At 45.1% G+C, this 24,167-nt stretch carries 23 protein-coding genes, 1 rRNA gene and 1 other annotated feature; of the genes, 3 read left to right on the top strand and 21 right to left on the bottom strand.

The window, feature by feature from the left end:
- Positions 1-121: 121 nt before the first annotated feature.
- The 5 genes from H9659_RS15325 to H9659_RS15305 all read right to left on the bottom strand — a co-directional run bounded on the left by H9659_RS15325 (position 122) and on the right by H9659_RS15305 (position 4,792).
- On the bottom strand, positions 122-478 hold the full coding sequence (locus H9659_RS15325; protein WP_191692232.1) for a GIY-YIG nuclease family protein: 357 nt from the start codon (positions 476-478) through the stop codon (positions 122-124).
- Positions 479-501: 23 nt separating this feature from the next.
- On the bottom strand, positions 502-1,257 hold the full coding sequence (locus H9659_RS15320; protein ID WP_191692230.1) for a DUF2087 domain-containing protein: 756 nt from the start codon (positions 1,255-1,257) through the stop codon (positions 502-504).
- 283 nt (positions 1,258-1,540) lie between these two features.
- Positions 1,541-2,437, bottom strand: coding sequence for a homoserine kinase (gene thrB, locus H9659_RS15315; RefSeq protein WP_191692228.1), 897 nt, complete (start codon positions 2,435-2,437; stop codon positions 1,541-1,543).
- Positions 2,438-3,496 (bottom strand): threonine synthase, encoded by a 1,059-nt coding sequence (gene thrC / locus H9659_RS15310; protein ID WP_191692226.1) that lies wholly within the window; start codon positions 3,494-3,496, stop codon positions 2,438-2,440.
- A 3-nt stretch (positions 3,497-3,499) separates the two neighbouring features.
- Entirely contained in the window at positions 3,500-4,792 is a 1,293-nt protein-coding gene (locus H9659_RS15305) for a homoserine dehydrogenase (protein ID WP_191692224.1), read from the bottom strand.
- Between the two features lie 157 nt (positions 4,793-4,949).
- On the opposite strand from H9659_RS15305, the gene H9659_RS15300 reads away from it, so the two are divergent.
- Positions 4,950-6,317 carry an aspartate kinase gene (locus H9659_RS15300; protein ID WP_191692222.1) on the top strand — a complete coding sequence of 456 codons (1,368 nt, stop codon included), beginning with the start codon at positions 4,950-4,952 and terminating at the stop codon, positions 6,315-6,317.
- Between the two features lie 171 nt (positions 6,318-6,488).
- Here H9659_RS15300 and H9659_RS15295 read toward each other — a convergent pair whose 3' ends face one another.
- From H9659_RS15295 to H9659_RS15245, 11 genes are all read right to left on the bottom strand, one after another.
- The gene (locus tag H9659_RS15295; protein WP_191692220.1) at positions 6,489-7,268 is read right to left on the bottom strand and encodes a cytochrome c oxidase assembly protein; all 780 of its coding nucleotides are present in this window, start codon (positions 7,266-7,268) and stop codon (positions 6,489-6,491) included.
- The gene (locus tag H9659_RS15290) at positions 7,258-7,761 is read right to left on the bottom strand and encodes a DUF2243 domain-containing protein (RefSeq protein WP_191692218.1); all 504 of its coding nucleotides are present in this window, start codon (positions 7,759-7,761) and stop codon (positions 7,258-7,260) included. The genes H9659_RS15295 and H9659_RS15290 overlap by 11 nt, the downstream gene beginning before the upstream one ends.
- A 223-nt stretch (positions 7,762-7,984) precedes the next feature.
- The gene (locus H9659_RS15285) at positions 7,985-8,926 is read right to left on the bottom strand and encodes an anti sigma factor C-terminal domain-containing protein (protein WP_191692216.1); all 942 of its coding nucleotides are present in this window, start codon (positions 8,924-8,926) and stop codon (positions 7,985-7,987) included.
- Positions 8,919-9,425, bottom strand: coding sequence for an RNA polymerase sigma factor (locus tag H9659_RS15280; protein WP_191692214.1), 507 nt, complete (start codon positions 9,423-9,425; stop codon positions 8,919-8,921). Before H9659_RS15280 ends, H9659_RS15285 begins: the two co-directional genes overlap by 8 nt.
- Before the next feature lie 274 nt (positions 9,426-9,699).
- Positions 9,700-10,116, bottom strand: coding sequence for a histidine phosphatase family protein (locus H9659_RS15275; protein ID WP_318240746.1), 417 nt, complete (start codon positions 10,114-10,116; stop codon positions 9,700-9,702).
- A 514-nt stretch (positions 10,117-10,630) separates the two neighbouring features.
- Complete coding sequence (gene kynB / locus H9659_RS15270; RefSeq protein ID WP_191692236.1) at positions 10,631-11,266, bottom strand: arylformamidase; 636 nt, start codon at positions 11,264-11,266, stop codon at positions 10,631-10,633.
- 30 nt (positions 11,267-11,296) lie between these two features.
- Positions 11,297-12,637 (bottom strand): sodium-dependent transporter, encoded by a 1,341-nt coding sequence (locus H9659_RS15265; protein ID WP_191692212.1) that lies wholly within the window; start codon positions 12,635-12,637, stop codon positions 11,297-11,299.
- A 32-nt stretch (positions 12,638-12,669) separates the two neighbouring features.
- Positions 12,670-13,515, bottom strand: coding sequence for a tryptophan 2,3-dioxygenase (kynA, locus tag H9659_RS15260; RefSeq protein ID WP_191692210.1), 846 nt, complete (start codon positions 13,513-13,515; stop codon positions 12,670-12,672).
- Positions 13,516-13,536: 21 nt separating this feature from the next.
- Positions 13,537-14,820, bottom strand: coding sequence for a kynureninase (gene kynU / locus H9659_RS15255; protein WP_191692208.1), 1,284 nt, complete (start codon positions 14,818-14,820; stop codon positions 13,537-13,539).
- Positions 14,821-14,995: 175 nt separating this feature from the next.
- Complete coding sequence (locus H9659_RS15250) at positions 14,996-15,664, bottom strand: deoxynucleoside kinase (protein ID WP_191692206.1); 669 nt, start codon at positions 15,662-15,664, stop codon at positions 14,996-14,998.
- Positions 15,665-16,297 carry a deoxynucleoside kinase gene (locus tag H9659_RS15245; protein WP_191692204.1) on the bottom strand — a complete coding sequence of 211 codons (633 nt, stop codon included), beginning with the start codon at positions 16,295-16,297 and terminating at the stop codon, positions 15,665-15,667.
- A 135-nt stretch (positions 16,298-16,432) separates the two neighbouring features.
- On the opposite strand from H9659_RS15245, the gene tadA reads away from it, so the two are divergent.
- Positions 16,433-16,936 (top strand): tRNA adenosine(34) deaminase TadA, encoded by a 504-nt coding sequence (gene tadA, locus H9659_RS15240; protein ID WP_191692202.1) that lies wholly within the window; start codon positions 16,433-16,435, stop codon positions 16,934-16,936.
- Between the two features lie 27 nt (positions 16,937-16,963).
- On the opposite strand, the gene serS is transcribed toward tadA, so the two are convergent.
- Positions 16,964-18,247, bottom strand: a complete 1,284-nt coding sequence (gene serS / locus H9659_RS15235) for a serine--tRNA ligase (protein ID WP_191692200.1) — start codon at positions 18,245-18,247, stop codon at positions 16,964-16,966.
- A 71-nt stretch (positions 18,248-18,318) separates the two neighbouring features.
- Positions 18,319-18,532: a binding site (T-box leader), on the bottom strand.
- A gap of 168 nt (positions 18,533-18,700) precedes the next feature.
- Here serS and pdxR point away from each other — a divergent pair.
- Complete coding sequence (gene pdxR / locus H9659_RS15230; protein WP_191692198.1) at positions 18,701-20,107, top strand: MocR-like pyridoxine biosynthesis transcription factor PdxR; 1,407 nt, start codon at positions 18,701-18,703, stop codon at positions 20,105-20,107.
- 22 nt (positions 20,108-20,129) lie between these two features.
- On the opposite strand, the gene H9659_RS15225 is transcribed toward pdxR, so the two are convergent.
- From H9659_RS15225 to rrf, 4 genes are all read right to left on the bottom strand, one after another.
- The gene (locus tag H9659_RS15225) at positions 20,130-21,476 is read right to left on the bottom strand and encodes a serine hydrolase (RefSeq protein ID WP_404828994.1); all 1,347 of its coding nucleotides are present in this window, start codon (positions 21,474-21,476) and stop codon (positions 20,130-20,132) included.
- A 137-nt stretch (positions 21,477-21,613) separates the two neighbouring features.
- A complete protein-coding gene (gene guaB, locus H9659_RS15220) occupies positions 21,614-23,080 on the bottom strand; it encodes an IMP dehydrogenase (protein WP_191692196.1) in 1,467 nt (488 codons plus the stop codon).
- Positions 23,081-23,187: 107 nt separating this feature from the next.
- Entirely contained in the window at positions 23,188-23,664 is a 477-nt protein-coding gene (locus H9659_RS15215) for a glutathione peroxidase (protein ID WP_191692194.1), read from the bottom strand.
- 428 nt (positions 23,665-24,092) lie between these two features.
- A 5S ribosomal RNA gene (rrf, locus tag H9659_RS15750) occupies positions 24,093-24,167 on the bottom strand; the annotation flags it as partial.

The raw sequence follows: 24,167 nt of genomic DNA, 5'->3' as shown, positions 1-24,167 counted from the left end.
CAATCGCCGGTTCAATACCGACAATTGGCTGCATAATAAGGTGTTTTTTACTTGTCTCAAAAAGGTTAGTCAGTGCCACCTGATCATGGATAGCTTTTTATAGTTGACGAACCCTGTTTTGTCAAAGGGATTTTTGCTTGTTATACCCATGTTCTCCATAAGGCTGTAGTTGTTCTAACCACTTCGTCTCCAGTTCCGACAGTGCCTCTTTCTCGTTGAAATAGGGATCCTCTTTCTTTTTCAGTTTCTCTAATATATCAAAATTGAACACATCTTTTCCAAAATGGTCCCACTCTTGTTGAAGCTGTTTGTTCGTGTGAGTATTTGTTTCTAATTGAAACTTCACCCCATTGAGTGTTTTGAAGTTTTTAGTACTTCCTACAAAGACTTTATCGTTCGCTGTATTCTTGATTTGATAAATTCCCGCTTCAATAGCGGTTTCTTTGTATTGTTGCTTCAGCTCTTTTTTACGTTCCATATCTTGTCACTCACTTTCCATTGTTAGTTCTTCAGCCAATACTCGCTTCCATCTGCAGTTCGATCCAAAAATCCATATTCGATTAAATATCTTCTGATTAAGACATAGTCGTCATGAATTTCTTTTAATAGCTCATTAAGTTCTTTTTCTGAATAGGTTGTTTGACTGTCAATCGAGTTTGCAATTTCCCTAATGACAACCAATCGTTGTTTTTCTTTAGGAGGAAATTTCGTTAGCCCGCCACTCATACCATCAGGTAAAAATTTCTTAAGGATCTCCTGCTGCTCCGCTTCAGTAATCGCATACCGATCGTCAATCATCTTAGCCGTTTTATGCGGAGGTATGAATGCCGGTGTATGGTCATCTTTTTCTTTCAGCAGTTCCATCATCGTCAAAAAGATCTTTGCTTGCCGTTCTTTCTCTTTTAATGCAAACCGATGATGTCGTACCGTAGAGACACTGCCAATCCCCATTTCATGCTGAACTTCTTTATCCCCCTTGCCTTCATAAAAAAGCCGCAATAGCTGATTTTGATGATCAGTGAGACCCGTAAGCCTTTTCTCCATTCCAATTAGGTAATCAAATACCGAGTGATGCTCATTTTCGATATGCAGACGCATGTACCGCTCCGCTTCATAAAGTGTATTTCCATCAGGATAGACAATTCCTTTATCAATTCGTTCACTACATAGCAAACACGTATAGGAATGTTGGTCTTCAAAATATCCATTTTTCATTTCAGTTAATGAGGCATTCCAAAATAAATCCGAGTTTTCCATTATACAAACGCCCCTCTTCATTGTTCAATTTTAAGCAAACAGTTAAAAATATTGTTTGCTTGATACCTTGAATACTATTCTTTTTTCTCAGTTGTGTCAAACAGAAAAACAAACATATAAATACATAATTTATTCATTGACCAACAAAGTGATTTTTCGTTGGTCATTGAAGACGAATAAATAACTGATATACAAACAGATTTATTTTTAATAAGAAAGTTATTGAACACAAAAAAACAGAGGTCACCTATGCATAAAGCAAATGTGACCTCTGTTTTCATGATTAGTTACTTACCGTTGCACCTTCTGCAACAGGTGTGACGGCGATACATGTATAGTAAGGGAATTTCTCTCCCAGTACACGTGCTGCCTCTTCTTCACGGCCTGAATGCACAGCAACAAACAGTGATGGACCTGCGCCGCTCAGTGTCATGCCATATGCGCCTTGTGCGTGGCTCGCTTCACGGACTGCCTCGAAATCAGGAAACATCTTTTTTCGATAGGGTTCATGGAAGATGTCGCGATCCATCATGCGTCCGACGAGTGACCATTCCCCCTTTGCAAGGGCTGCTGCCATAAGACTACTTGCAGCGCTTCCTTCTGTTGCTTTTTTGTGGTCCAATTGATGCGGGAGGAGCCCACGGGAGTGATCGGTTTTCAGCTCGACGGGAGGTACCAGTACTACGCCTCCAATGGGAGGGGAGTCGAACTTCATGACTTCCAATGACGTATGATCGTAAAAAGAGATCGTCACGCCTCCTGCAATCGCCGCTGTCACGTTATCGGCATGACCTTCGATATCGACACCAAACCACATTTTTTCTTTCTGATTCATCTTAAGATCATGTAGCTGGTCAGCGATTTCAATTCCTGCGGCAATCGCTGCGGCACTACTACCCAATCCTTTGCCTAAAGGGATATCGGACTTCACGCGTAGTGTACATGGAATCATGTCACGTCCTGCGCGACGTACTACTTTTCCGATAGTCTGGACGATTAGATTGTCTTCATCAGTTGGAATTCCCTGCATCCCTTCGTCTTCATAGACGACCATCCATCGATCTGCAGGTTCTACTTTCACCGTCATATATAACGACAGCGCAATGCCTATACTATCAAAGCCTGGCCCAAGGTTTGCAGTCGTTGCAGGAACAGTCACGGTAAATGGAGTATTGCCCATTTACTTCGCCTCCTTTTGCAAGTCAGCTGCGAATGCTTCGAATTCCGCACGTGTCATGAATGGCTTCCCATCATTGACTCGAATTGCGGTTTCAGGATCTTTTAACCCATTCCCGGTCAAGACTCCTACAATCGTTGTTCCTTTCTTGATTTCTCCCGATTCTATGCGCTTTTTCAGTCCTGCAATTGTCGCACACGAAGCGGGCTCAGCAAACACACCGTCGGTTGCAGCAAGTAGGCTATACGCTTCTAGAATCTCTTCATCTGTTACCGATAAAATATGACCGCCTGATTCCGACAAGGCTGTTTCTGCTAAGTGCCAGCTCGCTGGATTACCGATTCGAATGGCAGTCGCTACTGTTTCGGGCTCCTCAAAAACGCGCCCGTAAACAATCGGTGCTGCACCATCTGCTTGCACCCCTAGTAATTTTGGCTTGTCTCCACCTTTTTTCTCCGCGTACTCCGTAAAACCTTTCCAAGCAGCTGAAATATTGCCGGCGTTTCCAACTGGCAACGCAAAAATGTCTGGAACGCATCCGAGTTGTTCAATTGTTTCAAAGGCAATTGTTTTTTGACCTTCCAACCGGTACGGATTGACCGAATTTACAAGGGCGATGTCGCCTCCGCCAGCTTCTCGTACCATTTGCAACGCTTCGTCAAAGTTTCCTTCGATTTCAAGGATTTCAGCGCCGTATATCTTCGCTTGTGCTAATTTCCCAAGCGCAATCCGACCTTCCGGAATAACGACAATTGTCCGCATCCCTGCGCGTGCACCGTATGCTGCTGCTGATGCAGAGGTATTTCCTGTTGACGCACAAATAAGTGTTGTTTTTCCTTCTTCTTTCGCTTTTGCAACGGCCATTACCATCCCGCGGTCTTTAAATGATCCCGTCGGATTGGCACCTTCCGTTTTCACATATAAATTCACACCCCACTGTTCAGATAAGTTTTTCAAGTGAATGAGTGGTGTATTACCTTCTTGTAGTGTTAGATCGGGTGTTTGCTCCGTTACAGGAAGCCATTCCCGATATTCGTCAATTAGTCCATTCCATCGTCTCATCGGTCAGTCCCCCTCTACTCGATAGTGGCTTAGTACGCAATTTACTTCTGGTGCAACTTTCAATTCTTCAATGACTTTCAAATGTTGGTCTCTGGAAATCGCATGTGTAATGAAGATTAGATCCGCGTCCTCGCGCTTAGGATCCGCCTGTTGAATCACCGTTGCCAAACTCGCCTTATTATGGCTGTATATAGAAGACAAACGGGACAGCACACCAATTTCATCCTGAACGGAAATCCGGTGGAAATAGCTTGCAAACTTCTGATCGTCCGACTTCACCTTGCGCTCGTATTGGAAGGAATGAATCCGTTTTCCGTTCACACCGAGCAAGAGATTTCTGCAAGCCGCTACGATATCCGATGTGACGGATGTCGCAGTCGGCAATGAACCAGCACCCGGTCCATAAAACATCGTTTCCCCGACCGCATCTCCGTAAACATATACAGCATTGAATTCGTTGTTGACGGAAGCAAGAGGATGTTCGTTTTTCACGAAAACAGGTTCAACCGCCACTTCAATTCCGTTTTCATCCTTCTTTGCAGATCCTGCCATCTTAATGGTATAGCCGAATTGCTCTGCAAGTTCGAGATCTCCATCTTCAATGACACTCAATCCGCGAACGTAGACATCATCCAGATGCACTTCTGTCGAGAACGAAAGCGACGCGAGGATTGCCATCTTACGCGCAGCGTCAATGCCGTCCACGTCAGCAGATGGATCCGCTTCTGCGTAGCCAAGAGCTGTCGCTTCAGCAAGTGCGTCTTCATAGGTCTTCTTCTCTTCCTTCATCTTCGTGAGGATGAAGTTCGTTGTCCCATTTACGATACCTAGAAGTGACGATATCCGATCAGATGCTAAGCCATCCTCAAGTGTACGGATTAGTGGAATTCCACCACCTACACTCGCTTCGTAAAACAGATCACAACTGTTTTCGTCTGCTAACGCAAGTAATTCTTTCCCATATACCGCCATCACATCTTTATTAGCCGTGACAACGCCTTTCCCTGCTTTTAGAGAACGTTCAATAGCTGTTTTCGCATCGTCCGTACCACCAAACACTTCGACGATGAAATCGATCGCCTCATCATTCAGCAAATCGTCCAGTTGGTCCGTGAATGCCTCTTTCGGCAATTCCGTATCCCGTTCTTTATTCTTATCTTTAATCAGCACACGCTTAATACGTACAGGTACGCCAAGCTTATGCAGCAAGTCTTCCCGGTGCTTGTGTAAAATCGTCGCAACACCACTTCCAACAACACCAAAACCTAATAATCCAATTCCAATTTCTTTTCTCATTGACGATTCCCCTCGCTATTATGTACACTATGTAACAACATTTGTCCTTTCCATAGAGACAGTATAAAGATAAAGTCTTCACAGGACAACCCTATCGTGGTATTGTTATTCAATATATCACACAAGTCATAATTAATTAAAGATTGGATCTGGTGAAATGAAAGTTTGTAAATTCGGCGGAACGTCTGTTGCATCAGCTCAACAAATCAAAAAAGTAGCAAACATTATCCTTTCCGATTCATCCCGAAAAATCATTGTCGTTTCTGCTCCAGGTAAACGTCACAGTGAAGACATCAAAGTGACAGATCTGCTCATTCTTCTGGCAGAAAAGGCCTTGGTTGGGCAAGATGCAGAACCAGAACTTCAACAAGTCCTTGCCCGCTACGAAGAGATTGCAAAAGAGCTGGGTCTCGATGGCACGATGAACTCTGTGATTGAAAAAGACTTGCGTGAACGGCTCTCTCTCGATAGAGGAGATCCCATTCTTTTCATGGATAGCCTAAAAGCATCCGGTGAAGACAACAACGCGAAACTCATTGCCGCGTATTTGCAGTCAATTGGTATGGACGCGACATATGTCTGTCCGAAAGAAGGCGGCCTGTTGGTCAATGAACGTCCTCAACGAGTGCAGGCCCTTCCCGAAGGAGAGGAACTCCTTGCTGAATTACGGAATAGATCAGGCATTGTCGTGTTCCCGGGATTCTTCGGCTACACAAAAGACGGAACACTCCGTACATTCAATCGTGGCGGTTCAGATATCACGGGTTCCCTGCTCGCTGCAGCAACAGGGGCTGACTTGTATGAGAATTTCACCGATGTCGATTCGGTGTTTTCCGCCAATCCGAACGTCGTGGATCAGCCGTGCGCCATCCATACGATGACATACCGCGAAATGCGTGAGCTTTCATACGCAGGATTCACAGTATTTCACGATGAAGCGTTGCGCCCTGCATTTTTGCACTCCATTCCGGTATGCATTAAAAATACGAATAATCCGAGTGCTCCCGGCACGATGATTGTAAAAGAGCGTGAATGTGGTTCTCAACCAGTCGTCGGAATTGCTGCAGATGACGGGTTCTCCACACTATTCGTCGATAAATACTTAATGAACGTCGAGATCGGTTTCGGTCGACGATTGCTTCAGATCTTAGAAGAAGAGGAAATTCCATTCGAGCACACGCCTTCAGGAATCGATAACATGTCCGTCATTATTCGGGATATGTTTTTAACAGAGGAAAAAGAAACCCGTATTTTACGCCGGGTAAAAGAAGAACTTGAAGCTGATGATGCCTATTTCCGACGCGACTATTCAATGGTAGTACTTGTCGGAGAACGTATGCGGGATACGACCGGATTAACGGCACGTGCTGCGTCAGCCATTGCGAAAACCGGGGCAAGCATTCAGATGATCAACCAAGGATCCACTGAGGTCAGTCTCGTGTTCGGGATTCATAAAAAGGATGAAACAGCTGTACTTCGTTCTCTGTATGAAGAGTTTTTCCAAACGGCTGCCGCACATGCGTGAGTGATAAAAAAAGAGCGAAGTCGGATGAGTGACGAATCCGATTCCGCTCTTTTTTGTATGTTAACGTTGCATCATAGTGAAAACGGTTGATCAGTTGACCCTATCAATGCAGCTCTTAAAAAAGCTGCCAATCCCCCAAACAACTCTGCACCATTTTGAATCGCACTTGAATTATGTCAGGACCTGATGCCTGACAGGTGCCGCTGACAAATACCATCCCCTCAACAGCAACACAATCATCACCAAATCGACTGCATCCCCGCCATAATACATCAACATCGCCCCAGTACGGGCTTCTTCAATCGGCACCCCGTCCGGAGGATAGGCGTAAAGAAACTTTGAAAGGATCCCATGCCCCGCTAGCACCAGAATGAAAACAACCGTGCGGTAGGCATAGCTGAACCGGCGTGATACCGGATCGATCGCCAGCATGGACACCGTAAACAGATAGCCCGCCGCAAACACATGGATATGGATCAGGACATGCAGCCACAAATGATGGTGCATCGCCTCAAACAATCCGGTCGTATACAACAGCCAGAGGCCGCCGATATTCAGTACGGAAGCGGTGATCGGGTGAATATAGAAACCGGCGAGCCGGCTCCTCAGCAAGCGGCTCACCTGCCGCGCTTGCCGAACGGGAAGCGCCCGGAACAACAGCGTCACCGGCGCTCCAAGTGCCAATAACAGCGGTCCGAGCATCCCGACCAGCAGATGCCCTGCCATATGCCACGTGAAGTTTTCATGGGATAATGCAGCAAGCGGACCGACCAGCGCGCTCGCTGAGATAATCACGCCCGATACCCACCAGACAATGCGGATTCTCGGCCATCTGCGGAGACGTTCCTGCCGATCGGATCGATAGACACCGAACAGATACAGTCCGATTGCTAATAGCGAAGGAATCCCGAATAGCCAATCCGTCACTGCAAAAAAGGAATCATGTGACATGAGGTTTCACCTGCCCGGCAACCCGCGCATTCTTTCTAGCCGAGCGTACCAGCAGAAGACCCGCCACAATCATGATAACCGCAGTTCCGTTCCATACGAGATCATACGGAACAATATCGACATCGTAACGGATTTGATGGATCTGCAAGACTTTATGCTGTATTGTTCCGTCATACAATTGGAACGCTCCGCCCCCGATCAGTTTGCCACCCCAGAACATCTTATGCCAGAGCGCGTTCCGCCTGTTCAGATCCGCCACCAAATACAAGCCGCCTACTGTTGCAAACCAGCTGAATGCATGAAACAGCCCGTCCGACACCAGCCCCACCGCCACCGTCGATTTGTCATAGAACTTATGCCAATGCAGCAGCTGATGAAACACCATCTCATCCATAAACGCCACAAATCCCAAACCGAATAAAATTCCCGCCCACAGATTCCTTGTCTGGAACTTCTTCCGATTTTCCCAGTTCGTCACACGCTTTACCCGCATTCCCAGCTCGCCCCCTTTTTGTTTTAGTATTTCCAAGGAAAGTGCCTGGTAAACCGAGTAGGAATGTAGGAACGATCCGCTGCGCAGTCGGGGAGTGAATCCAGAGAAGACATCTATGTTCAGCTCAGGCGGCATAGGTAATTTCATCAGGAAGGGAGCGAAATTATAGCTGTATTAGCGGATATGTGGATAGACAACTAATTATATTCGTTTCAACAACTGGTTAATAATTATCAATGACCCCTCCTAAGGAAGAAGCTTTAATAATAGGATTTTTTATGATGTCTGCCAGTTCATCTTTTGTCCCATAAATGACGATCCCTAAAATCTCCATGTCATCACTGTCTATATTTTTCATCTTGCCATAGGCCTTTCTATGGTCTTGGGATACACTCGTTTGTAAGAGATTTTGGAACTCTTTATATTCGTGGTCCAATTGAATCGTTGAAAAAACAGGTGAATTTGTAGAAAAACCCAGCGCGTCATGCTCTCTTATAAAAGTAGATGACCAATCGTTTTCTTTCGCCTCTCGCTGGAATGTCTCTAATTGGTTGCCATTATAGGTATTCACCCAAAACCATGTCAATGCTGGGAGTTCGTACAAAGGGAGTTCTCTTTGTTTGTATGGCTTGTCAAAAGAGAGCGCCACTTCATAAATCCGATCTCCACTCATCTGATTAATCAGGTCTTCACCCTTTTTGTATTTTTGATAGGTCACATTCGGATGGAAAAACATCAGATCACGCCATCCATTTTCCTTATACGTATTTTGCCAATCTTCCCCTGTAATCGCGATGCTGCCACCAGCTCCTCTTGAGATTGAGGTAGAGGGTATCATGCCAAATTTGTATTGGTTTTGTTCGATCACGAGCGACTTGATTTTCATATCCTTTGAAACTTTATATTGGGCCTCTCCCCCCAAGATACCATTTGTATCAACGGTTTCACTTATATAACCATTCGGTGTACTTAATCGGACGTAGGCATCCCATTGCTTAAATGCCTTTTGGCTGAAGTACGCATAAGCAGCGAAGTTCACTATATTGAGACTGACAAAAACAATGGCAGAAACGAAAACAACCGTTAAGATCGACTTTCTTTTACCTTTTTTTATCGCAGTTTTGATTTTTTTCTCGTCAAAAATATCCTCATTGATTTCACCCATGTAATGTCCTCCATATTTCTTGAAATTCTTTTCTTGCCCGAAACAAATAAGTTCTAACTGTTTCCACTTTCATTCCTAGTAATAGGGCAATCTCTTGGTAGCTAAGCTCCAGCTCGTACTTTAGTACAAGTAGCTGCCTATATACTTCCTTCATGTGCTCTAACGTACGGGTGATTTCCTGATTCATTTCACTATGCAACACACTAGACACGGTGTCTTGGTCATTCGCAAAATTATTCCAGAAATGAAGGTCATCCACCGTAATCACTTGTTCTTTTCCTCTTTTCTTCAATTTCTTTCTAAACTCATTCAAAGCAATGGTAAAAATATAGGAGAGGGCTTTATCAGAAGGAACTCCGCTGCTATACGCAATATATTTCATATAACTTTCTTGAACAATGTCTTCTGAATCCTCATGGCTGCAACCGTTCTTCTTTAAATAAAAATAAATCATTTTTGCCTGTTTCTTGTAGAGTTCCAACAACAACTGTGAATCCATAGCTCCTCCTCTCTAACGCCCTTCACTCATATAGAGTCTATTGCCTTGAAAAAGTTTACAACTTAATAAGAGAATCTTTTTTATTATTCGGTTTTTAGTTAGTTTAAGAAATATTCTTATACACATAAAAAGAGCTACTCTCCCGATCGAAGAATAGCACATCAGCTTATAACAGTAATTAAAAATAATCATTCGTTTCTTTGTAAAATCGATTCCTTTTTTGGAAAAGAAGCATTTTATCTTTATGGAAACCGAGCCATTATCTGGATTAGCATTAAATCTTGTTTATTTCCATCCGTACAAAAGTTACTTCGTTCTTATGTGACTCTAAAAGATATACATCGGGATTGCTAAGATTTTTCCATTCATCAAAACTGAACTGTTTATCGTAATGGTTTAGAAGCAAAGCCAATAAATTCCCGTGTGTTACAACGACTGTATGTTCATACTCACTTTTTAAAGCACTTTCTACAACTTCTACAATTCGACTTGCCGCATCTTCACTAGACTCTCCACCTTCAAATTTCAAACTACGATCATCAAATGTCTCTCTCAACTTTTCCATCCAATCTGATAATGATTCAGAACTTAGTACACGTTCTTCTAATTGGCTATTCATTTCAATTTCAACATTTAGCTGGTTTGCAAGTGGCTGTACAGTTTGAATGGCACGCTTGTAGGGACTGGAAATAATCCGGTCTACTTTGACATTCTCAAAAAAACCGCTAACTCTTTTGCTTGTTTGAGTCCATTTTCAGTGAGAGGGGATTCGGGTGGCTGTCCTTCGGCTTCACAATGTCTTACTACAAAGATTTTCTTCAACTGTATCACTCCGAATTCGAACTTAATTGCGAATTTAAAAATAACCTATATTTTAGCACGTTTCACTAAGTGAATCTAAATGTAAATATTATTGATTATTTATCTGCAGCATATTATCTGCTAGTTTAATAGCTTAAGTTTAAATATTCAGGAATTCAGTTTGTGCAAGAATTTTTGCAGTGGTCATAGAAATAATACCTTCAACTTCATCAATGCTTTTTTCGTATGGTTCTCCTGATATATGGTGACATAAAAAGACGCTATCAATTACATTTATTCCTGATTCAGTAACAAAGGAAGAACTATTTGAGTAATTCTTTTCTTAATTCATTCACAAAGAGCTGCTTAAAGGGACTCCAACCCTCTAAGCAGCTCTTTTAACGTTACCCTTCCAACGAACGCAGCACCGCGCGCACCGGACTGCCATCCGAACCTTCCAGCGCAAGCGGAAGTGCAATCAGCTCATACACCCCAGGCGTTACGCTCGACAACACGATGTTTTCCAAAATGTTTACGCCGTTATCGTAAAGCGAGTGATGTGCATCCATCGTTTTGCTGTCGACCGAGTCGACGGATGGGACGTCGACGCCGATTAACCGAATCTCCCGCTCTTTCAAAAACGGGCCGATGTCCGCTTTCAACACGGGATAGTGTTCCGGAAACGTATTCGGATCCGGATGTCCACCTGTCTTAAGCAGGAGCCGCTCCACATCTTTAAAGTCAAAACCTTCAAGTTCTGCACGGCCGATTTCTGCATGCCCTGTGACATCGACTACCATAGCAGGCCCGATATACAAGGACAGATCGAGTTCATGTATACGCTTGCCTTCGTTATCGTAATGGAATGGTGCATCAATGTGCGTCCCTGTATGGACACTCATCGTGACTTGGCCGATGTTGACAGAGCCCGTCTGTTCTTTCGTAAACGTGAGTTCATAGTTGAACGGAGTATCCCCCGGCCATTCTGCGATGGAATTGCTGAGGGGCTGTGAAATGTCGATCCACTGCGTTAACTTCATCATGTCCATCATCCTTTCTAGTTGCACATATCAAAGGTTATTTACAAATACAGCGACAATCGTCAGTGGGATAACGACAGTCATCAAAATCAGCCATACATGGAACAAACCTGGAGAATCCTTTGTACTTAAATTGAATTCCTGTTTTACAAGTTCACGGTCCATTTTATGGATGATGAAAATCGCAATCAGCAAGTTGCCAATCGGCAGGAGAACGTTACTGACAACGTAGTCCGTGCTATCGAAAATACTCTTGCCATTAATCATGAAGGACTCCAGCAAACTGGATGACATGGCGGATGGAATTGCCGCCACGAACACGGTGAGTCCCGTAAGCCAAGCTACTGTCTTCCGTGTACGTTTGCCATTTGCCGTTAGTGCAGCGACAATGATTTCGTACAAACTGAACGAAGACGTTAATGTGGCAAATAAGAATAGCAACAAGAACAACGCTAAAAATAGTTCCCCGAATGGCATTTGACCGAATACTTCCGGCAACACCATGAACAACAATCCTGGTCCTTCGTCAGGCGCTAGCCCGAACGCAAACACAACCGGGAAAATCGCAAGTCCTGCAAGCAACGAAACGAAGATGTTCATTCCCACGACGGATCCAGCAGATGACCGTAAGCTGACGTCTTTTTTCAAATACGAACTGTACGTCACCATACACGAAAACCCTACCGCTAGTGAAAAGAACGACTGTCCAAGTGCATAGAGAATGGATGCACCCGTTATCTTAGCGAAGTCCGGTGCTAAGAAAAACTTCACACCTTCCATGGCACCATCTAACGTCAAGGCGCGCACCACTAAGATAATGAAAAAGATGAATAACAATGGCATCATGTACTTATTCGCACGCTCAATGCCGTTTTGAATCCCTGATGCAATAACGATGACGTTAATGATAGTAAATAACAATAAGCCAAGCAGCGTGATCCAAACCGAACCGATTACGGACCCGAACAGTTCTCCATAGTTCGTCCCGTCCCCAATCACATTGCCTGGAATCGCAAGTCCGCTATAGACGAGCACCCATCCGCCAACTACGCTGTAGAAAGACAGCAGTAAAAAGCATCCTAATACACCGAGCCGGCCGATCCAAACCCACAGACTGTCCGGTGCCAATTTTTTATATGCACTGATCGCTTCCTTGCCTGTACTGCGCCCGATGATGAATTCAGAAAGCAGCATCGGTAAACCAATGACCAATGTGAAGATGATGAACAGAAGGAAAAATGCTCCGCCTCCACTCATCCCTGTGACATAAGGGAATTTCCAGATGGCCCCGAGACCGATTGCAGCACCTGCTGATGATAATATGAATCCTAACTTAGAGGACCATTGTTCCGTTCGACCCTTCTCATCCATGCTATTCCCCCTATTTCTTCTCTCTATTATTCTTATAACTTCGTACGCAGATCCCATAGTTCAGGGAAGAACCGATGATCGAGGACGTGACGCAAGTAATTCACACCTGACGATCCCCCTGTGCCCGTTTTGAATCCGATAATCCGTTCTACCGTTTTCATGTGACGGAACCGCCACTGTTGCAGCCAATCCTCAACATCCACAAGCTTTTCTGCAAGCTGATACAAATCCCAATATTTATCGACATCGCGGTACACCGCCTCCCAAGCTGCTTCAACGGTTGGGTCCCCTGCATACGTAACACTGAAGTCGCGGTCAAGCAATTCAGGATTTATGGCAAAACCAGCCTTTGCTAATGCACGAATGGCCACGTCATAGATACTCGGTTGGTTCAATGCCTGTTTCAGCATCGCATGCACTTCCGCATCCTTCTCGTAAATCTTTAAAATATGAGAAGACTTATAGCCAAGCGCGAATTCGATCAGACGATACTGATAGGATTGGAATCCGGACGCTTTTCCGAGCGAATCTCGGAACTCCAAGTATTCAGCAGGTGTCATTGTCGAGAGTACATCCCATGCTTGAATGATCTGCGATTGGATTTTCGTTACACGTGCAAGCTTTTTGAATGCTGATTGCATTTCGCCTGCATCGATTGCGTCAATGGCTGCTGTCAGCTCGTGCAACGTCAGCTTCATCCAAAGTTCGCTCACTTGATGGATGATGATGAACAACATTTCGTCGTGATGTCCTGACAATCTCTCTTGACTCGATAGGATCTGATCGAGGTGTAAGTATTCCCCGTACGTCATATCTTTTTTAAAGTCTGTGTGAATGTCCTCTTGGTCCAAATTCAAATCCGAAATCCCTTTATTCATCACAAATTCCCCATTTCCCGTTTACGCGACGACTTCTCGCTTATTTTCAAATTGCTTGTATTGTTCTTCATCCATAATGCGTTTGAGAATGTTCACTGTCTCAAGCACTTCTTCGAACGTGTTATAGAGTGCAACGGGTGCGAGACGGATTCCGTTCGGTGTGCGGAAATCCGGAATGACCCCGTTTGCTTTCAGCGCTTTGCAGATGCGTGCTGCTTCTTGGTGAACGATAAATACGTGTCCACCGCGTTCTGCATCCACTTTCGGACTCGTTACCGTGAGGCCGTGTGCTTCAAGTTCCGTTTCGATCAGCTCCTGCAAGTAACCCGTCAATGCCAGTGATCGCTCCCGGATCGCGTCCATTCCGACTTCGTTCATGAGTTCAAGAGAACCGATGAGCGGCGCGGAACTGAGCAAGTGAGGAGTCCCCATTTGAAGAGCCCCTGCCCCTTCTGCAGGCGTAAACGTATGCTCCATATCGAACTGCCGGTCTTTCGCAGATCCGAACCATCCTGCAAGACCAGGTTGTGCACCGAAATGCTTTTTGTTGACGTAAATACCGCCAGTCGCACCCGGGCCTCCATTCAAGTGCTTATAATTGCACCAAAATGCGAAATCGACCTTCCAATCGTCCAACGCATGAGGAATGGAACCAATCGAGTGACACAAATCGAAGCCAACTAGAATTCCTCGGTCGTGGGCAACCTCGGTCACCTTCTCCATGTCTAGCACTTGTCCGCTTCTATAGAGGACGCCGGACAAAATTACAACGGCAACGTCGTCGGTCATCGCTTCGATAATGTCTTCTGTCTGCAGAGTTTGTCCATCGCGGCTTTTCACTTGAATCAGGTGCTCTGCAGGATCCAGACCGTGCAACTCCAGCTGACTTTTTATAGCATAAATATCTGTTGGGAAGTTCAATTCATCCGCTAGAATTTTCGTTCGGCCGGTTGATGGCTTGAAGAATGTTGCGAGCAACTGGTGGAGATTCGAGGTGGTCGAACCCGTCACAATCACTTCTTCAGCCTCTGCACCGATCAGTGGAGCAAGAGAAGCACCTAATTCTTCGGACAAATTGAACCAAGGACGCTCCCCTTGCATCCATCCGTCAATGCCATGAGTCTTCCAAGAATCGAGAATGGCGAGTAGTGAGGATTCTGCACGTTTTGATAGCAATCCAAGTGAGTTACCGTCAAAGTAAATGATGCCTTCTTGTACGTAAAACTCTTTGCGACGACTTGCGGCAGCATAGCGTCGTTCGAGCTCATGGGCATAGGCAATCGTCGATTTTTCGTTCGCAGTCATAGGGTTTCGCTCCTTCAATATGAAATTTTCTATAGGGTTCACTATACGTGAATCATTTTCAACGCGTCAATTACGCCTGTTCACATATAGGAATACTCTATTCTTCCATTCGATAAAAAATGAAAAAACCCTTTCCTGACAGGTTTTCACTGCCGGAAAAGGTCATATTCCTGAATTAGCTGCGAAGCGGTTCCGTTTGCGATAGGATGCCGCCAATCTTCTCTACAATCAGTTCCACTTCATGCGCGTTCGTGATGAGGTCATAATCGTTGATATCCAAGCGAAGTACAGGACAAGCCGTGAAGGAGTCGATCCACTTCTCATACCGTGCATGCATTTCTTCCCAATACGTGATCGGTGTCTCTTGCTCCATCTCACGACCTCGTTCATGAATGCGATCTATAATGCTGTCTAGCGGGCCTTCCAAATAGATGAGCAAATTTGGATGCGGGAAGTATGGCGTCATGACCATCGCTTCAAACAAGTTCGTATACGTCTCGTAATCGACAGGGTCCATCGTTCCCTCTTCCATGTGCATGCGGGCAAAGATCCCCGTGTCTTCATAAATCGAGCGGTCCTGAATGAACCCGCCGCCGTATTCGAAGATACGTTTCTGTTCTTTGAAACGTTCTGCGAGGAAGTAAATTTGTAAATGGAAGCTCCACTTTTTGAAGTCTTCATAGAATTTATCCAAGTATGGGTTTTGGTCTACGTTTTCAAAAGACGTGCGGAAATCGAGCGCTTCAGCAAGTGCTGTCGTCATCGTCGATTTTCCGACACCTACTGTTCCTGCGATCGTAATGACCGCGTTTTGAGGAATTCCGTATTTTTCACGTAAGTTCACTTAAACGACCTCTTTCTGAATGACAGCATCGACTGCGTCAAGGATGTATTGGCGGTCCCGGGCGTTCGCAACGAAATCGAGTTCGTCTCCGTTGAAACGTAAGACTGGAATTTCCGGATGCATGCGTTCGAATCGATTGATGAATGTATCATAGTCTTCGGAGAGCTGACGTAAATAGTTGGGATCCATACCCCGTTCATAATCACGGCCGCGCATTGCGATTCGTTTCATAAGTGTGTCAAGACTTGCGTGCAAGTATACGATGACATTCGGGACAGGCATCCCTGCGGTCAAGATATTATAGATTTGCTCGTATTTTGCATAGTCGCTTTCAGAAAGACTGCGTTGTGCAAAAATAAGGTTCTTAAATATATGGTAGTCCGCGACGACAGGCTTGTCTTCGGCTAGATAGTGTTTTTGAATATCTCCAAGCTGTTTGTATCGATTGCAAAGGAAGAACATTTCAGTTTGAAAGCTCCACTCTTCGATGTCGTCGTAAAATTTATTGAGAAACGGATTTTCATCCACAATTTCCATGAGCAGATGGAACTGGCGGGTGTCTGAAACCGCTTTGGACAACGTGGATTTCCCAACCCCGATCGGTCCTTCTACTGCAATGAATGGAATGGTCATGACCAACGCTCCTGTCTTTCACTTAATATCGTCCCTTTAGTTTATCATAGGAGTCACACATTTGGTTGTGACATTTTTTCCACGTGGAACATTCTGTTTTAAACCGTGATACACTGAGGATAAGGAGCGATGAGTATGAATTTGAACGAACAAGACCAGTATTTTATGCAGCTGGCGATTGAAGAGGCAAAGAAAGCGGAAGCAATTGGAGAAGTGCCTATCGGAGCTGTGATTGTCTATCGGGGTGAAGTGATTGCGCGAGCGCACAATTTGCGTGAGACGACGCAAAATGCGGTCACTCATGCGGAACTGTCTGCGATTCAAGATGCATGTGAGGTCATTGGTAGCTGGCGACTTGAAGAGACCGCTCTTTACGTAACGCTTGAGCCATGCCCCATGTGTGCGGGAGCTATTCTACAGTCGAGAATCCCGACAGTAGTCTACGGAGCTCGCGACCCGAAAGCAGGGTGTGTCGATTCCCTCTATAGACTGTTGAACGACGATCGGTTCAATCACGAATGTGAAGTGCGCGAAAATGTTCTAGGTGAGCAATGCGGCGCACTCCTCACAAACTTCTTCAGAGCGTTGCGCGAAAAGAAGAAACGGGCAAAAAAAGAAGCGGCACCGGAAGCAGAATAACTTCCGATGTCGCTTTTTACATTTTGCTTACTCAGCAGCTGTAATGTACTCTTTCCCACCCATGTATGGACGCAATACTTGGGGAATCAATACAGAACCGTCCTCTTGCTGATTGTTTTCAAGCAGTGCAGCAACTGTACGTCCGATTGCAAGACCACTGCCGTTCAATGTGTGCAGATACTCCGGCTTTCCTTTCGCTTCACGACGGAAACGGATGTTGGCCCGGCGCGCTTGGAAATCTTCGAAGTTCGAGCATGAAGAAATCTCACGGTATGCATTTTGTGCAGGAATCCATACTTCCAAGTCGTATTTCTTCGCTGCAGTGAATCCGAGATCCGCCGTGCACATTTTCAACTTCCTGTATGGAAGCTCAAGCAGTTGCAATACTTTTTCCGCATGTCCTGTCAGTTTTTCCAACTCGTCGTACGAATCCTCAGGCTTCACAAAACGGACAAGTTCCACTTTGTTGAACTGATGCTGGCGGATCAACCCACGTGTATCACGGCCCGCAGAACCCGCTTCAGAACGGAAGTTTGTGCTGTACGCCGCAAATGCTTTCGGAAGCATGTCGGCATTCAGGATTTCATCGCGATAGAAGTTTGTAACAGGTACTTCAGACGTTGGAATCATGAAGTAATCCTCTTTTTCAATAAGGAATGCATCCTCTTCGAACTTCGGTAATTGCCCTGTACCTGTCAAGCTTGCACGATTCACAAGATAAGGCGGAAGCATTTCTTCATATCCATTCTCATCCTGATGCAGATCCATCATGAAATTGATGAGTGCACGCTCAAGCCGTGCGCCCATGCCTCGGTAAAATACGAAACGGCTACCTGTCACTTTTGCGGCACGTTCAAAATCTATTATTTTCAAGTCCGTCCCGATTTCCCAATGCGGCTTCGGTTCAAATGAAAACTCTGGCGTTTCTCCCCATTTTAGAACTTCCACGTTATCATCTTCGCTGTCACCGACAGGAACACTTTCGTGCGGAATGTTTGGAATGCGCATAAGGACATAATCCAATTGCTCTTCGATTTCATTCAGTTCCGAGTCGTATGCTTTAATGTCTTCTCCGACTTTACGCATTTTCAAAACAAGCTCGTCAGCGTCCTCTTTGTTACGCTTCATCTCCGCCACTTTCTGAGACACTTCGTTACGCTCCGCTTTTAGCACCTCAACTTTTGCTAATAATTCTCGGCGTCTGTCATCGAGCCCTGGGAACTTGTCCAGCTCAGAGATATCCTCTCCACGCATCGCAAGCTTTTCTTTCACACCTTCAAAGTCTGTACGCAATACTTTTCTGTCTAACATTACGATTCCTCCTCAATTGGTTTTGACGATTTCCGAAATCCAGGCACAAAAAAAGCCCTCCATCCCCTATCAATAGGGACGAGAACTACCCGCGGTACCACCCAGCTTAATCAGCACCATGCTGATTCACTCCAGGAAGATAACGGCTCCGGTGCCGGCACAAACTTACTTCAGTTCAGTTTGGCTGCTCAAGGACGGATTCACAGGCGTTTCCACCGACTCGCACCACCCGTCGGCTCTCTTTAGAAAAACGTAGCTGTTACTGCTTCCCTTCATCGTCTTACGTATGAAATTACTTTAACTTTACTATACGCCGAAACGTTTGGCAAGCAAAGGATGGATTTAGAAAACCGATGCCTTTTCCACTTTCACTTACTTACGGTATACTTCAGCTAGGCCCTTACCAAGTTTAATATGAATAAGAAAACGACAGGGTCAGATTGGGGGCTGCTAATGGAAGAATGGTTAGTTTTATTGGATAAATCCCATCCAATTCCTCTTTACGAACAGATTTATCGGCAGATGAAACAAGATATTACCAATCATCGGATTCCTGTCGGTAAAAAACTGCCGTCCAAACGGAAGTTAAGTGAATTTCTTTCAGTCAGCCAAACCACCATTGAACTTGCTTATGGTCAGCTGGTTGCCGAAGGATACATTACAGCGGTCCCTCGTAGTGGATACTACGTTCAAGACATTGAAGAACTCGCTTATACAGAGGCTGCTGAAGTAAATGACGTGCTCACGCCTGTACGTCCAGCAGCGATAGACTTTTCACCAGGAATGGTGGACCCTGAATTGTTTCCCTTTTCAAAATGGAGAAAAGTTGCAAAAGACGTCATAGATGAACACGCTTCGCATCTGTTGCAACTTGGTGATCCCCACGGAGATGTTGAACTGCGCAATGAGATCGCGATGTATTTGTACCATTCACGAGGCGTCATCTGCACGCCTGAACAAATCATTGTCGGATCCGGGACCGAGCAACTCATTCCGCTTATCATCCGGATTCTCGGCGAAGAAGCCGTATACGCGGTTGAGAATCCAGGATATCCTCTGACACATCACGTATTTGACCATCACTTAAGACCCGCCATCCCTATTCCAGTGGACGGCGGTGGAATGGACGTAGATGCACTGCAGCGCTCATTGGCAACAGTTGCATATGTCACACCTTCCCATCAGTTCCCTACAGGCACCGTGCTCTCTGCACCTCGCAGAGCCGCCTTGCTGAACTGGGCATCCTCCAATCAGGAACATATCATCATTGAAGACGACTACGATGGTGAATTCCGCTATGCAGGACGGCCGATTCCTTCCCTGCAAGGAATGGATCGTGGAGAAAATGTCATCTATTTAAGTACATTCTCTAAATCACTCATGCCTTCGCTGCGAATCGCCTATATGGTGCTTCCCCCAGCTTTGCTGAAGCGTTACAAAGGGGCCTTCATCCAATATGCATCCACTGTCCCCCGAATCGATCAGCACATGCTTGCACGGTTCATGGCAGAAGGGCAATTTTCACGTCACTTGAACAGGATGCGCAAAGTGTACCGTAAAAAGCTGCAGATGCTCACTGAAGCACTTATTCCTTATGAACCCGCAATTGCTTATTCAGGAGACGAAGCTGGAATGCACATCATCGTAACTGTACATAAGCAACAGCCGGAATCTGAACTCGCCGAAATCGCTCTTCAAGCGGGTATACGTGTCTACAGCTTGCAAGACTATCAGTCAGGGCATGCGACGGGTTCACCGTCCTTCCTGCTTGGATTTGGAGGATTGAACGAACATCAACTCGTGCAAGGCATCGAAAAACTGATGAAAGCCTGGAACATACAAAAAGCGGAACAGCGCTAGAAATGCGTCTGTTCCGCTTTTTTTAGTTAAACAACCCTTTTACGAAGCCTGTCCCACTATCCCAGAGACCCGAGAAGAAGTGGCCGATGCCTCCCATTGCTAAAGAGAACCAGCCTGCCTTGTCCACAGCTTCTTTTGTGACCACTTCGGACTGCACATTTTTCCCGTCGATGAATCCATAATCTTCAGAGCCGTCCTTTTTCACGAGCTCCACATGACCCACTACTGCATCTTTTTTAATAGGTGCTTCAAGCGAACCATCTTTCAACTTCTTTTTATCGATGACCAATTTAGGTGAGTACTGATCTTTTTCACTCGTCTTCACCATCATTTTAATCGGTTCTTTCACATGAACCGCAACGTCTTTCTCTTTCCCTTTCAGGACTTTCATTGTTTCTTCACCTTTGAACTGATAGCCCTCTGGAACAAACTCCACTTCAGAGAACTGCGAGAAACCATAGTCGAGCAGGGAACGTGTTGCATCGAATCGTGCTTTATAGGATCCTTCGCCTTTAGCATCCACCGCTTTCATCACAACCGTGATGACACGCTTCCCATCCCGAATTGCAGTTCCTGTAAAACAATGACCTGCAAAGTCGGTCGTCCCTGTTTTCAGACCATCCACACCTTCATACTCATACAAGAAACCAGGCAACATGGAGTTCCAGTTGATCATATTGATGGCGTCTGAAGTACCTTCACGAAATACCTTAGTTGGAATCTTCGTCGTATCTAGAACTTGCGGATAATCATTGATTAACGCATATGCAAGCTTCGCAACCGATTTAGCCGGCATCACGTTTTCATCTTCGGGGCCAGCACCTTCTGGGTACATGCCTTGTAAATCTTTATTATTCAACCCTGACGAATTGACAAACTTAAAGTCCTTCAATCCAAGCTCTTTTGCTTTTTCATTCATGAGTTTCACAAACTCTTTTTCAGTTCCACCGATTGTTTCGGCAATGGCAATCGTTGCTGCATTCGCTGAATAAATTGCAAGTGCTTCATACAATTCTTTAATTGTATAGGAACCATCTCTTCGAAGTGGAACGTTACTCAATTTCCGATTCTGAGACACTTTGTATGTATAGTCTGTTACTTTGTACTCCTGATCCCAAGTGATGGATCCTTCATCGATCGCTTCAAAGAGTAGGTATTCAACCATCATTTTTGACATACTTGCAATCCCAAGTGGAGCATCTGCATTTTCTTCATACAAAATCTTACCGCTATCCGCATCAATTAGAATGGCTGCATCCACATGGAGGCCAAGCGCCGATTCCGCCTGAGCGGGTGTTGCACCGAATACTGCTGCTAGCAAGACTGCCGAGCATAGTACAGACAGCCATCTGTTCTTCATCTTCTTCACATTTCTACCTCCGTCATCGCGATTTACTCCCATAGTTTATCATACCTAAAGGGAGGGATGGATATAAAATAAAAAAAAGCACCTTTCCGCCCATATAAGACGAGATGAAAGGTGCTGAAGTTCCTGACGAACCGGTTTCAAGAAATTGTATAGTTGGGTGCTTCTTTCGTAATCTGAACTTGGTGAGGATGACTTTCACGAAGACCGGCACCTGTCATGCGGATGAATTGTGCTTCTTCACGCAATGTGTACAAATCTTTCGTTCCGCAATACCCCATTCCTGAGCGAATGCCTCCAACTAACTGATGAACCGTGTCAGCGAGGGATCCTTTATAAGGCATACGACCTTCGATTCCTTCAGGTACAAGCTTTTTCGCGTCTTCTTGGAAGTAACGGTCTTTCGAACCGCGTTCCATTGAAGAAACTGAACCCATACCGCGGTAAACTTTAAAGCGACGACCTTGGAAAATTTCAGTATCTCCAGGACTTTCAGTTGTACCAGCAAGTAAACTACCGAGCATGACCGCGTGTCCGCCTGCTGCAAGTGCTTTTACGATATCTCCAGAGAACTTAATGCCTCCATCGGCAATAATGGTTTTGCCGTGCTTACGTGCCTCTGCTGCACAGTCATAGACAGCTGTAATTTGTGGAACTCCTACACCTGCGACAACGCGCGTTGTACAAATAGAACCTGGACCAATTCCGACTTTCACTACATCCGCTCCTGCCTCATACAAGGCATGGGCCGCTTCTGCAGTTGCAATGTTTCCTGCAATGATATCAAGTTCAGGATACGTTTCCCGAATCTTTTTCACCATATCAATAACACCTTTAGAGTGACCATGTGCCGTATCAATAACAATGACATCTACTTCAGCTTCGACAAGTTTCTCAACGCGAACCATTGTATCTGATGTAACCCCAACAGCTGCACCTACTAGAAGACGTCCATGATGATCTTTTGCCGCGTTCGGGAATTCAATCACCTTTTCGATATCTTTAATAGTGATTAACCCGCGCAGCGTTCCGTCTTCATCGGCAATGGGAAGTTTTTCGATTTTATGTTTCTGCAAAATCTTTTCCGCATCTTCAAGCGTCGTACCTACTGGTGCTGTGACAAGTTGTTCTTTTGTCATCACATCATCGATTGTCAACGAGTAGTCTTGGATGAAGCGAAGATCACGGTTCGTGATGATTCCGACCAATTTTCGGTTATCAAGTGTGTCCACAATCGGTACACCTGAAATACGATATTTCCCCATCAGATGTTCCGCGTCGAATACTTGGTGTTCAGGGGTCAGGAAGAATGGATTTGTAATGACACCATTCTCAGAGCGCTTTACAGTGACAACTTGCTCAGCCTGTTCTTCAATACTCATGTTCTTATGAATTACACCGAGACCGCCTTGACGTGCCATCGCAATCGCCATTTTAGATTCTGTGACCGTGTCCATCCCCGCACTGATCAGCGGAACGTTAAGCTTAATCTTTTCCGTCAATTGAACAGACAACGATACGTCTTTTGGTAACACTTCAGATGCTCCTGGTATCAATAATACGTCATCAAATGTTAGCCCTTCACGTGCAAACTTAGTTTCCCACATGCCTGATGCCCCCTTATAGTTTCGGTTAAATATTAGATAATAGGTTATCAGCGGCGTAAAGGCGTGTCAAGGACGCGACAATAAGTAAAAGTATTAGCCCTTTTCTGTCATATCAACTTTTCAATTGCATCTTTCATTTTCAAAGGACCCGTTTGAGGAGCAAAGCGATCGACTACGTTGCCTTGCCGATCTACAAGAAACTTTGTAAAGTTCCATTTGATCCCTTCCGTCAACATCCCTTTCTTTTGCGATGCAAGATATTGAAATAACGGCTCTGCACGATCGCCTTTGACATCCACTTTTGCAAACATCGGGAAAGACACACCAAAGTTCATCCGACAGAACTCCTCAGCCTCGTCACTGCTATCAAATTCTTGATTGTTAAAGTTATCGGATGGGAATCCAAGGACGGTCAGTCCCTGATCCTTGTACGTCTCATAGACCTCTTGTAACTCGTCAAACTGCTTCACAAAGCCGCACTTGCTTGCTGTGTTCACAATGAGTAACGGCTTGCCTTCGAACTCAGAAAGGGATTGCTCGGTTCCATCGGGTTTCTGTACACTAAACTCATAAACTGATTCCATTTCTGCCATCTCCTCGTAGGTTAGTCTCTTAACCATAATGGAAACCGCTCCCCAGCGCAAAAAAGAAGTCTTGAATTCAAGGCACGGAATATAGATTCGCAGTAGGATTGTGATCATGACTTTGTGATTTCACTCATAACCTCTGAATTGTGATCGTACGTCTCGTATTCTGCTCATCACTTCGGGTTCGTGATCATAAATTCGGAATTACGCTCATAAACTTTGGATTATGATCATAAACTCGGAATTCTGCTCATAACCCTGATGCCTAATTACACTCCCACCATAGCAACCCGCCTTCTATAATAAGTTTGTCCCAAAGGAGCATCATCCAACCCAACCATCTCTTTAGAACTTAGATACGAATTTAAACCAACAAACAAAAAAAGCGAGCCAAGGAATAAAATCCTCGACTCGCTTTTTAAATTGCCTGGCAACGTCCTACTCTCACAGGGGGAAGCCCCCTACTACCATCGGCGCTGAAGAACTTAACTTCCGTGTTC

Source organism: Sporosarcina gallistercoris, assembly GCF_014836415.1.
Taxonomy (GTDB): domain Bacteria; phylum Bacillota; class Bacilli; order Bacillales_A; family Planococcaceae; genus Sporosarcina; species Sporosarcina gallistercoris.
Note: the sequence above shows the minus strand (reverse complement) of the source record. Positions and strands in the feature narration are given on the sequence as shown.